Raw genomic sequence first — 13,666 nt, forward strand, 5'->3', positions numbered from 1 at the left:
ATCTCGTCGGCCGGTGACAGCGTCACCACCTACGGCGAGCCGTGGAACATGAACTGACAGACGCTCTCCCGAGCAACGAACAGCCCCCGGAACACTCCGGGGGCTGTTCCGTTGCGATCAGGTTTTGTCGGCGCTCGTGGTTTTCGCGGTGTCGGGGTCGGGACCGGTGCCGGGGGCTGCGCTGTGTGCGCCCGGGGATCCGTTGGTCTCGGCGAGGATGTTGCGGATCTCGGTGAGCAGGGTCAGCTCGGTGTCCTGGGCCTGCTCGACTTCGCCCTTCTTGCGCAGCCGGTTGTACGGCAGCACGACGAGGAAGTACACGACGGCCGCAACCAGGATGAAGTTGATCGCGGCGGACAGCAGAACATTCAGGTCGATTGTCTGGCCCCCGCCGATGCTGATGCGCAGAATGCCGTAGTCGGATTCACCGCCCGCGCCGATGCGGCTGATTAGCGGCTCGATGATGCTGTCGGTGAACCTGGTGACCAGTCCGGTGAACGCCGTACCGATGACCACCGCGACCGAGAGGTCGACGATGTTGCCTCTGGCGAGGAAATCTTTGAAGCCCTTCAACATGTGTCTCAGATCCTCCCTGCCTGGTATGTGGTCGACAGCTACGCACGTTAGCCGCGTTGCCACCGGACAGGGCAGGAATACCCGGCGTGGAGTGGTGTGCCACCGCCCGCCCTCAGTGCAGCGTGAGCGTCACCGTCTCCACCAGCGTCGCGGCGGCCAACTCGTTGGCGGCGTGGGCGGGCAGCGCCACCAGAACCACGCGATCAGTCCCCGCGCCGGTCCCCGTGGGCTTTTCGGACACCAACACGACGATCGCATCGCTGGCCACCACCCGCGGCCGGGTGTCGGAATCGCCACCGGCGGCCAGCACGTCGACCACATCGCCCGGGCGGATCAGATCGAGCACCGCGGTCTCGTCAAGCGACAGCGGCACGATGCGCGCGGTCGGGCCCGCCGCCGCTTCGGCGAGCCGGGGCGACAGCAGGCGGACGTCGGTGAGTGCCTCGCCGCGGCGGACGGGGCCGGCCAGCGTGGCGCCCACGACCGCGGCGGCATCAGTCTGAACACCATCGGGAACTGTTGCGGCGTCGAGCTTTTCGCGCCGAACGTCGTCGGCGGTCAGTTCGCTTCCCGGGCTCAGGTCCCGCGTGGCGACGACGGCGTCGACGTGCTGGTCATCGGGATCGGGGCGCACCGCGGCGGCGGCGGCGAGTACCACAAGAGCGCCCGCGGCGATGCGGCGGGCCAGCACCGTGCGCGTCCAATCGGGCCGCACGATCTCGGTGATCCGATGCAGCGGCGACGGATTGAGTGAGTCCCCCATGCGGCCAAGTTAGGCAGCGCAGCGGGAGGGTGGGCGAGGTACTCGCCGTCCTGTGGATAACTTCGAGCCTCAGCTCGATGCGGCGGCCGCTGCCGGAGAGCCGGACGAGCTCGAGGAACTGCTAGAGGTGCTCGAACCCGCAGAGTCCGACGACTTCTTCTCCGACGACGACTTCTTCTCCGACGAGGAACTCGACTCCGAGGAGCTCGACCCGTTGCTGGAGCCGTTCGACGAGCTCTTGGCGGATTCACGGCTGTCGGTGCGATAGAAGCCGCTGCCCTTGAACACCACGCCCACGTTCCCGAACAGCTTGCGCAGCCGGCCGTTGCACTTTTTGCACGTGGTCAGCGAGGCGTCGCTGAACGCCTGGACAGCGTCGAACTTGTCGCCGCACTCGGTGCACGCATAGGAATACGTAGGCACGGGACCCCTCCCTGGTGGTCAAATCTGTTAGCACTCTACCGGCTCAAGTGCTAGAACCGCTACGTGGCGTGCGTCATTCCCGGCCCGGTCGCCCGGTCGAGGGCCACCAACCCGCGCCGCGGTGTCAGCGCGTGGGTCATCGACACGTCGTGCGGTTCGGCGGGCAGTCGGTCGACGAGTTCGTCGTCGCGCACGACCGCCACGAGCCGCGCCGACCGCGATGCCAACCGCAGCGACCGGTCGTAGAAGCCGGCACCGCGGCCCAGCCGCACACCACCGCGATCGACCGCGAGCGCGGGAATCAGCAATGTCGCGGCAAGCGCGATGGTCTCGGGTTCGAGCCGCGGCCCTTCGGGTTCCCGAAGGCCGAACCGCCCCTCCGCCAATTCGCCGGGCACGTACTCGCCCCACTGCAACGGCTGCGGATTACCCGCGACGTCGTACCTGGCGACCGGCAGCAGCACCCGCACGCCGCGCCGGTGAAGGGCGTCGATCATCTCGAGGGAGCCGGGCTCGGAGCCGACCGGAACGTAGGCGCAGACAGTCGTTCCGGTCGAGACGAGTGCCGACACATGCTCGGTCAACGCGTATGCCTCGGTGTCGTGCTCGTGCGCGGGCAGGGCCCGGCGGGCCACCAGAATCGAGGCCCGTAGCTCCGCTTTGGTCGCGCTCACATCATCTTCCCCAATCGGTCTCAACACGCCCGACCTCGCAACGTTCAACCTGCCCATGGACGTTAGTGTGTGAACGATGACACGGCCTCTGGTCTCGATCCCCCACACGGCGGTGGTTCCTGCGGCTGGCCTGGGCACTCGGTTCCTGCCGGCCACCAAGACGGTCCCCAAGGAACTGCTCCCGGTCGTCGACACACCGGGCATCGAACTCGTCGCCGCCGAAGCGGCCGAGGCGGGCGCCGAACGACTGATCATCATCACGTCCGAGGGCAAGGACGGGGTCGTCGCGCATTTCGTCGACGACCTCGTGCTCGAAGGCACCTTGGAGGCACGCGGCAAGAAGTCGATGCTGGAGAAGGTGCGTCGCGCACCGGCCCTCATCAAGGTCGAGTCCGTGGTGCAGGCCGAGCCGCTCGGCCTCGGCCACGCGGTCAGCTGCGTGGAACCGAAGCTGAGCCCCGACGAGGACGCGATCGCGGTGCTGCTGCCCGACGACCTCGTGCTGCCGACCGGCGTGCTGGAGACCATGTCGAAGGTGCGCGCCAAACGCGGGGGGTCGGTGCTGTGTGCGATCGAAGTGCCGCGCGAGGAGATCAGCGCTTACGGCGTCTTCGACGTCGAACGCGTCGCCGACACGAACAACCCGAACGTGTTGCGTGTGAAGGGGATGTACGAGAAGCCGAAGGCCGAGGATGCCCCGTCGCCGTACGCCGCGGCCGGTCGATACGTCCTGGACCGGGCCATCTTCGACGCGCTGCGGCGGGTTCCGCGCGGCGCGGGAGGTGAGATCCAGCTGACCGACGCCGTGGCGTTGCTCATCAACGAGGGACATCCGGTGCACGTCGTCGTGCACCGCGGCTCTCGACACGACCTCGGAAATCCCGGAGGCTACCTCAAGGCTGCGGTTGACTTTGCGTTGAAGCGCGATGACTACGGGCCGGAACTCCGGCGGTGGTTGGTGGAGCGATTGGGGCTGATCGACTGCTGATGAGCCCCGACGCATAGATAGGGGTGCAGTGCGTTCGGTCGAAGAACAGCAGGCACGCGTTGCGGCCGCGGCGGTGGCGCCGCGGCCGGTACGGGTGGCGATAGCCGAGGCGCAGGGGTTGATGTGCGCCGAGGAAGTGGTCACCGAGCGTCCGCTGCCCGGATTCGATCAGGCCGCGATCGACGGGTACGCGGTCCGCAGCGTCGACGTGCTCGGCGTCGGCGAGGCCGGCGACGCGCCAGACGGGGAAGAGCCGTCCGACGGCGAAGTGAGCCTGCCGGTGATGGGACTGATCGAGGCCGGCGCCCGGACCCCGAGCCGACTGCAGCCGCGTCAGGCCGCGCGGGTCCAAACCGGCGCCCCGATGCCGACGCTGGCCGACGCGGTGCTCCCGCTGCGCTGGACCGACGGCGGCGATGCGCGGGTGAAGGTGCTGCGCGGTGTGCGCTCGGGCGCCTACGTTCGGCGAACGGGCGACGATGTCCAACCGGGCGACGTCGCGGTGCGGTCGGGCACCATCATCGGCGCCGCGCAGGTCGGCCTGCTGGCCGCGGTCGGCAGGGAGCGGGTCTTGGTGCATCCGCGGCCGCGGTTGTCCGTCATGTGCGTGGGCGGTGAACTCGTCGACATCTCCCGCACACCGGGCAACGGTCAGGTGTATGACGTGAACTCCTACGCGCTGGCCGCCGCGGGGCGTGATGCGGGCGCCGAGGTGAACAGGGTCGGCATCGTCGACACCGACCCCAAGCGGCTGCGCGAAGTCGTCGAGGGTCAGCTCAACCGCGCCGAGGTGGTCGTCATCGCCGGGGCGGTCGGCGGGGCGGCCGCCGAGGGAGTCCGTTCAGTGCTCGCCGAACTCGGGGAGATGGAGGTGACCCGCATCGCCATGCACCCGGGCTCGGTGCAGGGGTTCGGCCAACTGGGCCGCGACGGCGTCCCGGTGTTCCTGTTGCCCGCCAACCCGGTCAGCGCGCTGGTGGTGTTCGAGGTCATGGTGCGTCCACTGATCCGGTTGTCGCTGGGCAAGCGGCATGCGCACCGCCGCATCGTGCAGGCCCGCGCGTTGTCACCGATCGAGTCGGTCGCGGGCCGGACGGGATATCTGCGCGGTCAACTCATGCGGGATCAGGACACCGGCGAGTACCTCGTCCAGGCGCTCGGCGGTGCGCCTGGCGCGTCGCACTTGCTGGCCACACTGGCCGAGGCGAACTGTCTCGTCATCGTGCCCACCGAAGCCGAATCGGTCCGTACCGGCGAGATCGTCGACGTCGCTTTCCTGGCACAACGCGGCTGATCCGCGCGGGTGTCGACGTGAACCTGTGGCGGTCGAGTTCGGTACATCCGGGTTGGCCGATGTCTGCGGGTCCGCTGCGTGTGGCGGCCGGCGTGGTGCGGTTGCGCCCGGTCCGGCTGCGCGACGGCGCGCAGTGGAGCCGCATCAGGCTGGCCGACCGCGCGCACCTGGAACCGTGGGAACCGGCCGCGGGTGTGGACTGGGAGACGCGACACGCGATCACGTCGTGGCCCTCGGTGTGTTCTGGGCTGCGGTCCGAGGCGCGCAAGGGCCGGATGGTGCCCTTCGTGATCGAATTGGATGACCAGTTCTGCGGGCAGCTCACGATCGGCAACGTCACGTACGGGGCACTGCGATCGGCCTGGATCGGGTATTGGGTGGCCAAGGCGGTGAACGGCGGCGGGGTCGCGACAGCGGCCTTGGCGTTGGGAGTGGACCATTGTTTCGGTCCGGTCGGACTGCACCGGGTCGAGGCGACGGTGCGCCCGGAAAACGCAGCTAGCCGAGCGGTTTTGACGAAGGTCGGCTTTCGGGAGGAAGGGCTGCTGCGCCGGTACCTCGATGTCGACGGCGCCTGGCGCGACCACCTCCTGGTGGCCATCACGATCGAAGAGATCACCGGTTCGGCGGCCGCGACACTGGTGCGACAGGGGCGCGCCGAGTGGGCATAGGCGTGTGATTTCGCGAGACGTACACCGGGGTCGCGAACCACGGCGAAACACCGCCCTGGTGTACGTCTCGCGAAAGCCGAACGCCCTCCGCTGTTACCAATGTGACATTTGTGACTGTTGGTGCTTGTCTTGTGTGAATTACAGGTGTGTAATTGCTTCGGCGCGCCGCCCACGGATGCGCAGGTCACAGACCTAGCCTTTAGGGGAAAGGAGCAGGCGACATGCCAAGCATCCCCCAATCTCTTCTGTGGATATCTCTCGTCGTTCTCTGGCTCTTCGTGCTCGTGCCGATGCTGATCAGCAAGCGCGACACCGTGCGCCGGACCAGTGATGTCGCGCTGTCCACACGCGTGCTCAACAGCGGCCGCAATGCGCGGCTTCTGAAACGACGTGGTCCGGCGGCCGGCCATGCCAGCGATCCGGACTGGCGCCCCTCCGAAGAAGACCTCGACGAGGAGATCGAACCCGAACCCGAACCCGTCAGCAGCCGCGCGGTCGTGCGCGCCGCCGCGGTCACCGTCGAGGAGAAGGCCGAACCCGACTACCTCGACGTCGATGTCATCGGCGAAGACTCCGGTGCTCTGCCCATCGGAGTGTCCGACCGTCCGGAAGCCGAAAAAGAAGAGCTGACACTGCAATTCGACGAGCCGGCGGATGAGGCGGTCGACGAGGAGGCGGTCGAAGAGCAGGAAGCCGAGCCCGAGGACGTCGACGCCGACGACGAGTACGAGACCGTTGACGACTCATCCGGCTTGGAGGCACCGTCGGAAGCGGACCTGCGGATGGCCGATTCGCTGTCCGAGGCGCGCCGGCGCAGGCATGAGTCCAAGACGGCAGCCGCGGTCAGCGAGCGCAAGTACCGGTTCCGCAAGCGGATGTTGACAGCGCTCGGCGTGCTGTTGGTGGCGACGGCGGCCGCGGCGTTCACGCTGAGCGCGACGTTGTGGTGGCTCTGCGGCGCTGTCAGCGGGTTCACCGTCCTGTACCTGGGCTACCTGCGGAGGCAGACCCGGATCGAGGAGCGGCTGCGTCGCAGACGTGCGCAGCGCATCGCTCGCTCGCGACTGGGCGTCGAGAACACCGATGACCGCGAGTTCGACGTGGTGCCTGCGCGCTTGCGGCGGCCGGGTTCGGTGGTGCTGGAGATCGACGACGAGGATCCGATCTTCGAGCATCTGGACTACGCGCCATTTGCGCGGCACTTCGACCTGCCGCGTGCTGCGGGGCAGTAAGCCCACCACAGAACATCGGGGCCGTCGATTTTCGGCGGCCGTCCGGCGACTGGTAGCCTGCTACCGGTATCAGGGGCTATGGCGCAGTTGGTAGCGCGACTCGTTCGCATCGAGTAGGTCAGGGGTTCGATTCCCCTTAGCTCCACAGAGTTTGATCAGGTCAGAGTCGATGCTTCCGCCGCCCGATGATCGCACTGGAAGTCACCGGAATCTCGCGGCCGGCGTGACGACCCACCCTTCGTTTTATGGCTCGGTTTACCGACTTGCCAAGTGGGGCACAGTTCGCGGCAGTGGGTGGCGATCGGTGAGGGTTGCACCGGTGCCACCCGCGAGGCGGTCAGCGGGGTCAACCTCTTTGTTGAGCAGACAGCTCTGCCTCGCTGCCCGTCGCCCTCGAGTCACTTGCTCGCAGTCGTGGCCAGTCCGCCGTCGACGGGGATGATCGCCCCGGTCAGGAACGCTCCGGCGCGACTGGCCAGGTAGACCGCGATCCCGGCCATGTCGTCGTCGCGTCCGATCCGACGCAGCGGCGCCGACGCCGCGATCTCATCGCCGAACGCATCCAAGGTCGCGGCCATCATCTTCGACGGGAACGCGCCTGGCGCAACGGCGTTGACCGTGATGTGCTGCGGCCCCAGTTCGCGGGCGAGTACACGCGTGAGCTGATGGACGGCCGCCTTACTGGCGCTGTAGGAATACGTCGGCAGTTCGGGCACCCGGATGCCGTCGACGCTGCCGAGGTTGATGATCCGGGCCGGATCGTTCGCGGTGCCTGCGGCACGAAGCGCGGGCAGGAACGCCTGAACGAGCCAGAACGGCGACTTGACGTTGACGTTGAGGATCTTGTCCCACGCGGAGTCGGGGAAGCTTTCCAGTGGCTCGCCCCACGTCGCACCCGCGTTGTTGACGAGGATGTGCACCGGCTCGCCGCCACCGGTCACCTCGTCGGCAAGCCGCAGGCACTCGTCGTGTCGTGAAAGGTCCGCAGGTATCGCGCGCACCTGGCCGAACCGGGACAATTCTTCCTGCGCGCGTTCGCAGGCGTCGGCTTTTCGCGAGCTGATCACCACGCTGGCACCGGCCTGCAGCAGACCGCGGCTCATCATCACGCCGATGCCGCTCGTGCCACCGGTGACGACGGCGCGCTTGCCGGTGAGGTCGAAAAGTTCTGTATGCGTGCTGAACTGACCGTCACTCATCGACAAGCGCCTCCATCATCGCCATGGCGGCGCGCGAGGCCGCCCCGCTAGAGACTAGAAGATGAGCCCGGATGCCTTGCTGGTGGCCGCGGCGAACCGGTTCTGGACGTCCTCCCAGTTCACTACGTTCCAGAACGCCTTGACGTAGTCGGCTTTCACGTTCTTGTACTGCAAGTAGTACGCGTGCTCCCACATGTCGACCTGCAGCAGGGGGATGATGCCCAGCGGCACGTTGGCCTGCTGGTCGTACAGCTGGAAGGTGAGCAACCCTTGACCCAGGGTGTCGTAGCCGAGCACACCCCACCCGGAGCCCTGCAAGCCGTTGGCGGCGGCGGCGAACTGCGCCTGGAACTTGTCGAACGACCCGAACTGGTCGTCGATTGCGGCAGCCAGCTCGCCGGTCGGCTTGTCACCACCGTTCGGTGAGAGGTTCTTCCACCAGATGGTGTGGTTGACGTGTCCGCCGAGGTGGAACGCGAGGTTCTTCTCGTTCAGGAAGATCGCCGCGTGGTCGCCATTGGCACGGGCCTCTTCGAGTTTGGCGATTGCGTCGTTGACGCCCTTCACGTAGGTGGCGTGGTGCTTGCTGTGATGAATTTCGTTGATCTGACCCGAGATGTGCGGTTCCAGTGCGCCGTAGTCGTAGTCAAGATCAGGCAGGGTGTACTCAGCCATGAACTTCCTTTCTGGAGGGGGTCGACGCTGTGTACCCGCGCTGGCCGAGATTCCACAGATGGCCTCGGCGTCGCGCAGAAGGGCTCCGCGCAGCCTATGCGGGAGGCCCGATATCTGTCTAGATGTTCAGATGTTGTGCTAACTTGGCGGTTGCGGGCGGCCGCCGAGTACATCGATGCAGCACATCATGTAGCGACTTGTCTTCCGACGGGTGGCGGAGCGCCGCGGCCGACCCGCGCCAACCCCGACGATTTGCTGGTCGATCGATTCGGTGATTGCCGCGCGACCGATGCCGCTGACGGGTGACTCGCGCGGTTCCTTGCTCGTGGCGAGGAGCAGCCCGTAGCCTCGTGAGGTGGCCGGCCTGACCGGCGTTCGCGCCGACGAACTCACTGCGCTGGAAATCTTTCGTGGCTATCGGTCCGAGGATCTCGTGCCGCTCGCGGCCCAGCTGACGCCTCTGAATGCCGCCTCCGGCCAGGTCCTCATGCACCAGGGCGAACTCGCGTTGTCCTTCTTGTTGATCGGCTCAGGCGCTGCCGAGGTCACGCACGTCGGAGACGACGGGCACGACACCGTCGCGCGGCTGACGCCGGGCATGATCGTCGGCGAGATCGCATTGCTTCGGGACACCACCCGCACCGCGACGGTGATCGCCACCGAACCTGTGCGCGGTTGGGTCGGGGCGCGCGAGGCGTTCGCGATCCTGCTCGAGATCCCGGGCATGCTCGACCGGCTGCTGAGCACCGCCCGACAGCGCCTCGCCGCATACGTCAGCCCCGTTTCGGTCCGGATGCGCGACGGGACGGAGTTGTTCTTGCGGCCGGTGCTGCCGGGGGACAACGAACGGACGTCCAAGGGTCCGGTCGAATTCTCCAGCGAGACGCTGTACCGGCGTTTCCAATCGATGCTCGTGCCGAGCAGGTCGCTGATGCGCTACCTGTTCGAGGTCGACTACGAACACCACTTCGTGTGGGTGATGACCGACGGTCCCGACGGACCGGTGGTCGCAGACGCGCGGCTCGTTCGCGACGAAGCGGATCCGGCCGTCGCCGAGGTCGCGTTCCTCGTCGCCGATGCATACCAGAACAAAGGTATCGGATCGTTTCTCATGGGGGCGCTCGCGATCGCTGCGAAAGGCCTTGGCGTACAACGTTTCACCGCGCGCGTGCTCGCCGAGAACTACCCCATGCGCACCATCCTCACCCGCCACGGCGCACACTGGCAGCGAGATGACCTCGGGGTGGTCACCACGACCATCGACGTGCCGCGCCCGGCCAATCCGCCGTTCTCGACGGAACTGACCAGGCAGATCCGCGATATGGCCACTCAGGTCGTGCGGGCGGTCGGCTGATGCGCGTTCCGCTGTCCAAGGACACCAGGCTGTGCATCTCGTTGGCGGGTCGGCCGAGCAACATCGGCACCCGGTTCCACAACTACCTCTACGACCTGCTCGGCCTGGACTTCATCTACAAGGCTTTCACCACAACGGATATCGCCGCTGCGATCGGGGGAGTGCGGGCGTTGGGCATCCGCGGTTGTTCGGTGTCGATGCCGTTCAAGCAGGATGTGCTGGAGCTGGTCGACGACATCGAGCAGTCGGCTCGCTGCATTGACGCCGTCAACACAATCGTCAACGACGACGGTCGGCTCACCGCGTCGAACACCGATTACCTTGCGGTGCGGGGGCTTATCGCCGAACACAGTTTGCCACCGTCACAGTCCGTGCTCGTGTACGGCAGCGGGGGGATGGCCAGTGCGGTCGGGACCGCGTTCCGCGACGCCGGATTCGACCACGGCACCATCGTGGCCAGGAATCCTGAGACCGGTCGTTCCTTGGCCGACCGGCTCGGCTACGACTACCTCGCCGAGGTCGGCGCGCGCCTTGCGGACGTACTCGTCAACGTCACCCCCGTAGGGATGGCCGGTGGGCGTGAGGCCAACGAAACGGCGTTCGGCGAAGAGGCCATCGCCAACGCGCACACCGTCTTCGATGTGGTCGCTATGCCGTCGGAGACACCGCTCATCAAGGCCGCGCGCGCGGCGGGCATCGGCGTGATCATCACCGGCGCTGAGGTGATCGCGCTGCAGGCCGCCGAGCAGTTCGAGCGTTATACCGGGGTTCGGCCGACGCCCGATCAGGTGATGGCCGCGTCGGCGGTGTCGCGCGCCTGAGTCAGGGCGTGATCTTGGTCTGTTCGTCGATGACGGACGTCGCGTCCATCAGGGCCATCATCTGATCCTCGCGGCCGTCGGCGTTGAGTTGCAGGACATACAGCCCGTCTTGGCCGGGGATCACGACGGTCTTCTGGGCGATCGCGCGCAGGACACCGTCTTTGGTGTACGTGCCGCCGATCTGCACCGCATCGAAATCGGAGAGCGTGGAGGGCGAACCTTCCTGTGCGCCATCGTATCCGGGTAGGTTCTTGATCTCATTGGGAGCGAATTCAAGAATCTTCGCCGGGTCGACGTTGCCGGTCAGCTTCGACACGAGCGCGATGATGGTCGGGGGGTCTTCGGCCATGGCTGGATCGTCGGAAACTATTGCGGCATAGGCCCATTGGGGCTTGCGTGGTCCGGCGTCACTCCAGCCGGGCGGAATCGGCAGATCGATGGTCGGCGAAGCGGGGTCGCCGCGCTGGACCGGGGTCTCCGTGATGTCGTTCTCGCGGATGTAGTCGACGATTGTGTAATTCGCGCCCTGGGCTTGAGGCGACGTGGGGGGTGCGGGCGAGGCACTGGTTTCCGATGTGGTCGTTTCCTCTGAGGTCGTCGTATCGGACGTCGCCTCGCCCTCGGTGTCCGAGCTGCAGCCGGCGAGGCCAAGGCCGAGTGCCACGGCCGCGACCGCGATGATGCCGGCCCTCATAGACGTACCCATTTGCTCCTCCATCGGTCTGGTCTGCGCCGTAGCCTACGGCCGCCGTTCGGCGTTTGCAGTGGAAAACGCGCGTAACAGCGGTTACACAGGTGTTACTGTTCGGAACAATATTTTGCTACGACGCTCCTACGTGGTTAGCTGGGAGACACTTCTGCGTGACAGCGGCGATGGGGTGAGAGGGAGACGCGATGCGGGGTCGGAATGCTCGACTGAAGACGACATTGCGTTCGCTAGGGGCGATGGTTCTGGCGGTGTTCGCAGCGATCGCCGTGGCGGTGGCGTGGACGACCGCAACCGCGGTTCAACTGGCGGCGAGCGCTTTGATCATGGGCGGTACTGAACACCCGTTGACCTCGCCCCCGGATGACCCCGCCTACATCAGCCAGTACTTGAGCAACGCTGTTCTGGGATTCATCAACCCGGCCTCGGGTACTGCCACGACGAGTCCCGACGTCCCGCCGATCGACGACGTCGACGGCAATGTCTATGCGGTCGTCTACCCGGCGGCGTTCTTCCCGGTGTTCGGGAGCAAGACCTTCGATAATTCGGTGGGCGAAGGCGTGAGCAGTCTCAACGGCTGTGTCCGCGGAAACTCGAACTGCGTCTACAACGGGGACGCGAGCTACGACATCGACGATCCTGATCAACCGGTGACGGCTCCCTCGGCAGACGAGGACTACGTCATCTTCGGCTATTCGCAGAGCGCCGTCGTGGCTTCGTTGGTGAAGCGGGACCTCATCGCGAACCCGAGGGACGCCGGCGAGACCTCGTTCTTCTTGCTGGCCAATCCGATGCGCCCCAACGGCGGCATCCTTGCGCGCGGCCCGGAAGGTCTCACGATCCCGATCATCGGCATCACCTTCTACGGCGCAACACCTACGGACAGCTGCGATCAGGGCCCCTGCATGCCGACGGTCGACGCCGCGGCCCAGTACGACCTTCTCGGAGGCGACGCACCCGCCAGCCTCACCAACGTGTTGGCTATCGCCAACTCACTGGCCAGTTATTACTACCTGCATGGCGATCTGCAGAACGAGAACTTCGGAGACGCTGTTTATCAAGGCTCTTACGGCGACACCGACTACTACCTATATCCGGCCGAACGGCTGCCGATCCTGATGCCGTTCGAAGCATTTGTGCCGTCTCCGATCCTGACGGCACTGGATGCACCGCTTCGGGTGCTGATCGAGGGCGCCTATGCACGCGACGTGAACCCGGGTGTCGCGACGAAGGTGGGCCTGCTGCCGTTCCGGAACCCGATCGCCACGGCGATCAATCTGGCGAAATCCATCCCGACGGGCCTCGACGACGCGATCGAGGAGGTCTCCGGGGACCGCCCGCTGGGCACCGAGGAGACCACCAGCCCCTTCGGTGTCGGCGGACCCGAATTGCCCACGCACCCAGCAGAAGACAGCACCGCGACGACGGTCGAAGACAACACCGCGAGGACGATGTCGTGGGCGCACGCGGCAGACGCCGACCAGACCGAGCAGACTGTCGTCGCCGACGACGTAGCGCCCGTTGTCGGTGACCCCGGGCCCTCGGGTGACCAACTCGGCCAGGCTCCTCCGATGGGAGACACCACGATTCAGGCCGTCGAGAACCCGGCACCGCCCGGTGGCGAAGGCGTGACGACAAACCTCCGCCAGGACGCGGTCGTTGAGGAGGCCGTCGGCGGTACCGGCTCCGAGAACACCGGAAACGGTGTCCTCACCGACAAGGCGCCGAGGGTCGGCCTCAAGCCCGCGCTGCCCAAGCTGCCGAAGCTGCCCAAGTTGCCGAAGCTGCGCGGGCCGATCAGCTTCGATTCACCGGTTCGGCTGGGCCCCTCGCCCACGAGTCGGCCGGATCGCAACCGGACAAGCAGCACCGAGACGGTTTCAGAGCCCGAGAACAAAACGCCTGCCGGCGGTGAGACGGGCGGCGAACCCGGCGGACAGGACGCCGCTGCCTGACGGGATCAGCGGGAGCAGTTGAGCGAGACGGTGATCGATCTGCTCACCACGACCGTGATGAACTCGCGGTCTTCACCCTTGCCGACCGCGAACGTCTGGGTGACTTCCTGTGGGTTGCGCACGCTGGTGACAATGCACTCGTTGATCGGACCACTGCCGACCCGGTCGATAACGACGTCGTAGCCCTGGTCCTCCAACTCGGCGATCGTGCGCGGCGCGTCACCCGGTTGCACCGGTTGTGCGGCGGCAACACCCGCGGTGACCAGAATGGCGCCCGCCGCTGCCGCTGTTGCTGCCACACTCCGAAGAGCACCCATGACAGCCTCCAATCATGA

General features: G+C 66.4%; 15 protein-coding genes and 1 tRNA gene. 8 read left to right on the forward strand and 8 right to left on the reverse strand.

Going from position 1 to position 13,666, the window contains the following annotated elements; genetic code table 11:
* Positions 1-117: 117 nt before the first annotated feature.
* The 4 genes from mscL to A5759_RS04980 form a co-directional block, all read right to left on the reverse strand.
* Positions 118-576, reverse strand: a complete 459-nt coding sequence (gene mscL, locus A5759_RS04965; protein WP_068194636.1) for a large-conductance mechanosensitive channel protein MscL — start codon at positions 574-576, stop codon at positions 118-120.
* A 112-nt stretch (positions 577-688) separates the two neighbouring features.
* On the reverse strand, positions 689-1,339 hold the full coding sequence (locus A5759_RS04970) for an SAF domain-containing protein (RefSeq protein ID WP_068194641.1): 651 nt from the start codon (positions 1,337-1,339) through the stop codon (positions 689-691).
* A 69-nt stretch (positions 1,340-1,408) separates the two neighbouring features.
* Positions 1,409-1,762 carry an FmdB family zinc ribbon protein gene (locus A5759_RS25545; protein ID WP_082961986.1) on the reverse strand — a complete coding sequence of 118 codons (354 nt, stop codon included), beginning with the start codon at positions 1,760-1,762 and terminating at the stop codon, positions 1,409-1,411.
* Between the two features lie 59 nt (positions 1,763-1,821).
* Positions 1,822-2,436, reverse strand: a complete 615-nt coding sequence (locus A5759_RS04980) for a 5-formyltetrahydrofolate cyclo-ligase (RefSeq protein ID WP_068194646.1) — start codon at positions 2,434-2,436, stop codon at positions 1,822-1,824.
* Positions 2,437-2,512: 76 nt separating this feature from the next.
* Here A5759_RS04980 and A5759_RS04985 point away from each other — a divergent pair, with 76 nt between their 5' ends.
* The 5 genes from A5759_RS04985 (at position 2,513) to A5759_RS05005 (ending at position 6,766) form a co-directional block, all read left to right on the forward strand.
* Entirely contained in the window at positions 2,513-3,424 is a 912-nt protein-coding gene (locus tag A5759_RS04985; RefSeq protein WP_068194650.1) for a UTP--glucose-1-phosphate uridylyltransferase, read from the forward strand.
* 28 nt (positions 3,425-3,452) lie between these two features.
* On the forward strand, positions 3,453-4,718 hold the full coding sequence (glp, locus tag A5759_RS04990) for a gephyrin-like molybdotransferase Glp (RefSeq protein ID WP_068194653.1): 1,266 nt from the start codon (positions 3,453-3,455) through the stop codon (positions 4,716-4,718).
* A 17-nt stretch (positions 4,719-4,735) separates the two neighbouring features.
* On the forward strand, positions 4,736-5,389 hold the full coding sequence (locus A5759_RS04995; protein WP_068194655.1) for a GNAT family N-acetyltransferase: 654 nt from the start codon (positions 4,736-4,738) through the stop codon (positions 5,387-5,389).
* A gap of 221 nt (positions 5,390-5,610) precedes the next feature.
* Positions 5,611-6,621 (forward strand): gephyrin-like molybdotransferase receptor GlpR, encoded by a 1,011-nt coding sequence (glpR, locus tag A5759_RS05000; protein WP_068194657.1) that lies wholly within the window; start codon positions 5,611-5,613, stop codon positions 6,619-6,621.
* Positions 6,622-6,693: 72 nt separating this feature from the next.
* A tRNA-Ala gene (locus A5759_RS05005) sits at positions 6,694-6,766 on the forward strand.
* Between the two features lie 253 nt (positions 6,767-7,019).
* Here the strand turns inward: A5759_RS05005 and A5759_RS05010 are convergent.
* Both A5759_RS05010 and A5759_RS05015 read right to left on the reverse strand, forming a co-directional pair.
* On the reverse strand, positions 7,020-7,820 hold the full coding sequence (locus A5759_RS05010; RefSeq protein ID WP_068194659.1) for an SDR family oxidoreductase: 801 nt from the start codon (positions 7,818-7,820) through the stop codon (positions 7,020-7,022).
* 54 nt (positions 7,821-7,874) lie between these two features.
* On the reverse strand, positions 7,875-8,495 hold the full coding sequence (locus A5759_RS05015) for a superoxide dismutase (protein ID WP_068194662.1): 621 nt from the start codon (positions 8,493-8,495) through the stop codon (positions 7,875-7,877).
* Positions 8,496-8,850: 355 nt separating this feature from the next.
* On the opposite strand from A5759_RS05015, the gene A5759_RS05020 reads away from it, so the two are divergent.
* Together A5759_RS05020 and A5759_RS05025 are read left to right on the forward strand one after the other, a co-directional pair.
* Complete coding sequence (locus tag A5759_RS05020) at positions 8,851-9,849, forward strand: GNAT family N-acetyltransferase (RefSeq protein ID WP_068194666.1); 999 nt, start codon at positions 8,851-8,853, stop codon at positions 9,847-9,849.
* Positions 9,849-10,670 (forward strand): shikimate 5-dehydrogenase, encoded by an 822-nt coding sequence (locus A5759_RS05025; RefSeq protein ID WP_197505958.1) that lies wholly within the window; start codon positions 9,849-9,851, stop codon positions 10,668-10,670. Before A5759_RS05020 ends, A5759_RS05025 begins: the two co-directional genes overlap by 1 nt.
* 1 nt (position 10,671) lies before the next feature.
* Here A5759_RS05025 and A5759_RS05030 read toward each other — a convergent pair whose 3' ends face one another.
* Positions 10,672-11,376 (reverse strand): LpqN/LpqT family lipoprotein, encoded by a 705-nt coding sequence (locus A5759_RS05030; RefSeq protein ID WP_068194671.1) that lies wholly within the window; start codon positions 11,374-11,376, stop codon positions 10,672-10,674.
* A gap of 188 nt (positions 11,377-11,564) precedes the next feature.
* On the opposite strand from A5759_RS05030, the gene A5759_RS05035 reads away from it, so the two are divergent.
* Positions 11,565-13,331 carry a PE-PPE domain-containing protein gene (locus tag A5759_RS05035; protein ID WP_231984551.1) on the forward strand — a complete coding sequence of 589 codons (1,767 nt, stop codon included), beginning with the start codon at positions 11,565-11,567 and terminating at the stop codon, positions 13,329-13,331.
* A 5-nt stretch (positions 13,332-13,336) separates the two neighbouring features.
* On the opposite strand, the gene A5759_RS05040 is transcribed toward A5759_RS05035, so the two are convergent.
* Complete coding sequence (locus A5759_RS05040; protein ID WP_068194682.1) at positions 13,337-13,648, reverse strand: hypothetical protein; 312 nt, start codon at positions 13,646-13,648, stop codon at positions 13,337-13,339.
* Positions 13,649-13,666 lie beyond the last annotated feature (18 nt).

The sequence above is a fragment of the Mycobacterium sp. 852014-52144_SCH5372336 genome (assembly GCF_001665615.1).
GTDB classification, from domain to species: Bacteria; Actinomycetota; Actinomycetes; order Mycobacteriales; family Mycobacteriaceae; genus Mycobacterium; species Mycobacterium neumannii_A.

Excerpts from the sequence above, each read along its gene's own strand:
- glpR (WP_068194657.1), top strand. The coding sequence starts at position 5,611 with ATGCCAAGCATCCCCCAATCTCTTCTGTGGATATCTCTCGTCGTTCTC.
- A5759_RS05025 (WP_197505958.1), top strand. The coding sequence starts at position 9,849 with ATGCGCGTTCCGCTGTCCAAGGACACCAGGCTGTGCATCTCGTTGGCG.
- A5759_RS05035 (WP_231984551.1), top strand. The coding sequence starts at position 11,565 with ATGCGGGGTCGGAATGCTCGACTGAAGACGACATTGCGTTCGCTAGGG.
- A5759_RS05010 (WP_068194659.1), bottom strand. The coding sequence starts at position 7,820 with ATGAGTGACGGTCAGTTCAGCACGCATACAGAACTTTTCGACCTCACC.
- A5759_RS04985 (WP_068194650.1), top strand. The coding sequence starts at position 2,513 with ATGACACGGCCTCTGGTCTCGATCCCCCACACGGCGGTGGTTCCTGCG.
- A5759_RS05040 (WP_068194682.1), bottom strand. The coding sequence starts at position 13,648 with ATGGGTGCTCTTCGGAGTGTGGCAGCAACAGCGGCAGCGGCGGGCGCC.
- mscL (WP_068194636.1), bottom strand. The coding sequence starts at position 576 with ATGTTGAAGGGCTTCAAAGATTTCCTCGCCAGAGGCAACATCGTCGAC.
- A5759_RS05030 (WP_068194671.1), bottom strand. The coding sequence starts at position 11,376 with ATGGGTACGTCTATGAGGGCCGGCATCATCGCGGTCGCGGCCGTGGCA.
- A5759_RS04970 (WP_068194641.1), bottom strand. The coding sequence starts at position 1,339 with ATGGGGGACTCACTCAATCCGTCGCCGCTGCATCGGATCACCGAGATC.
- A5759_RS05015 (WP_068194662.1), bottom strand. The coding sequence starts at position 8,495 with ATGGCTGAGTACACCCTGCCTGATCTTGACTACGACTACGGCGCACTG.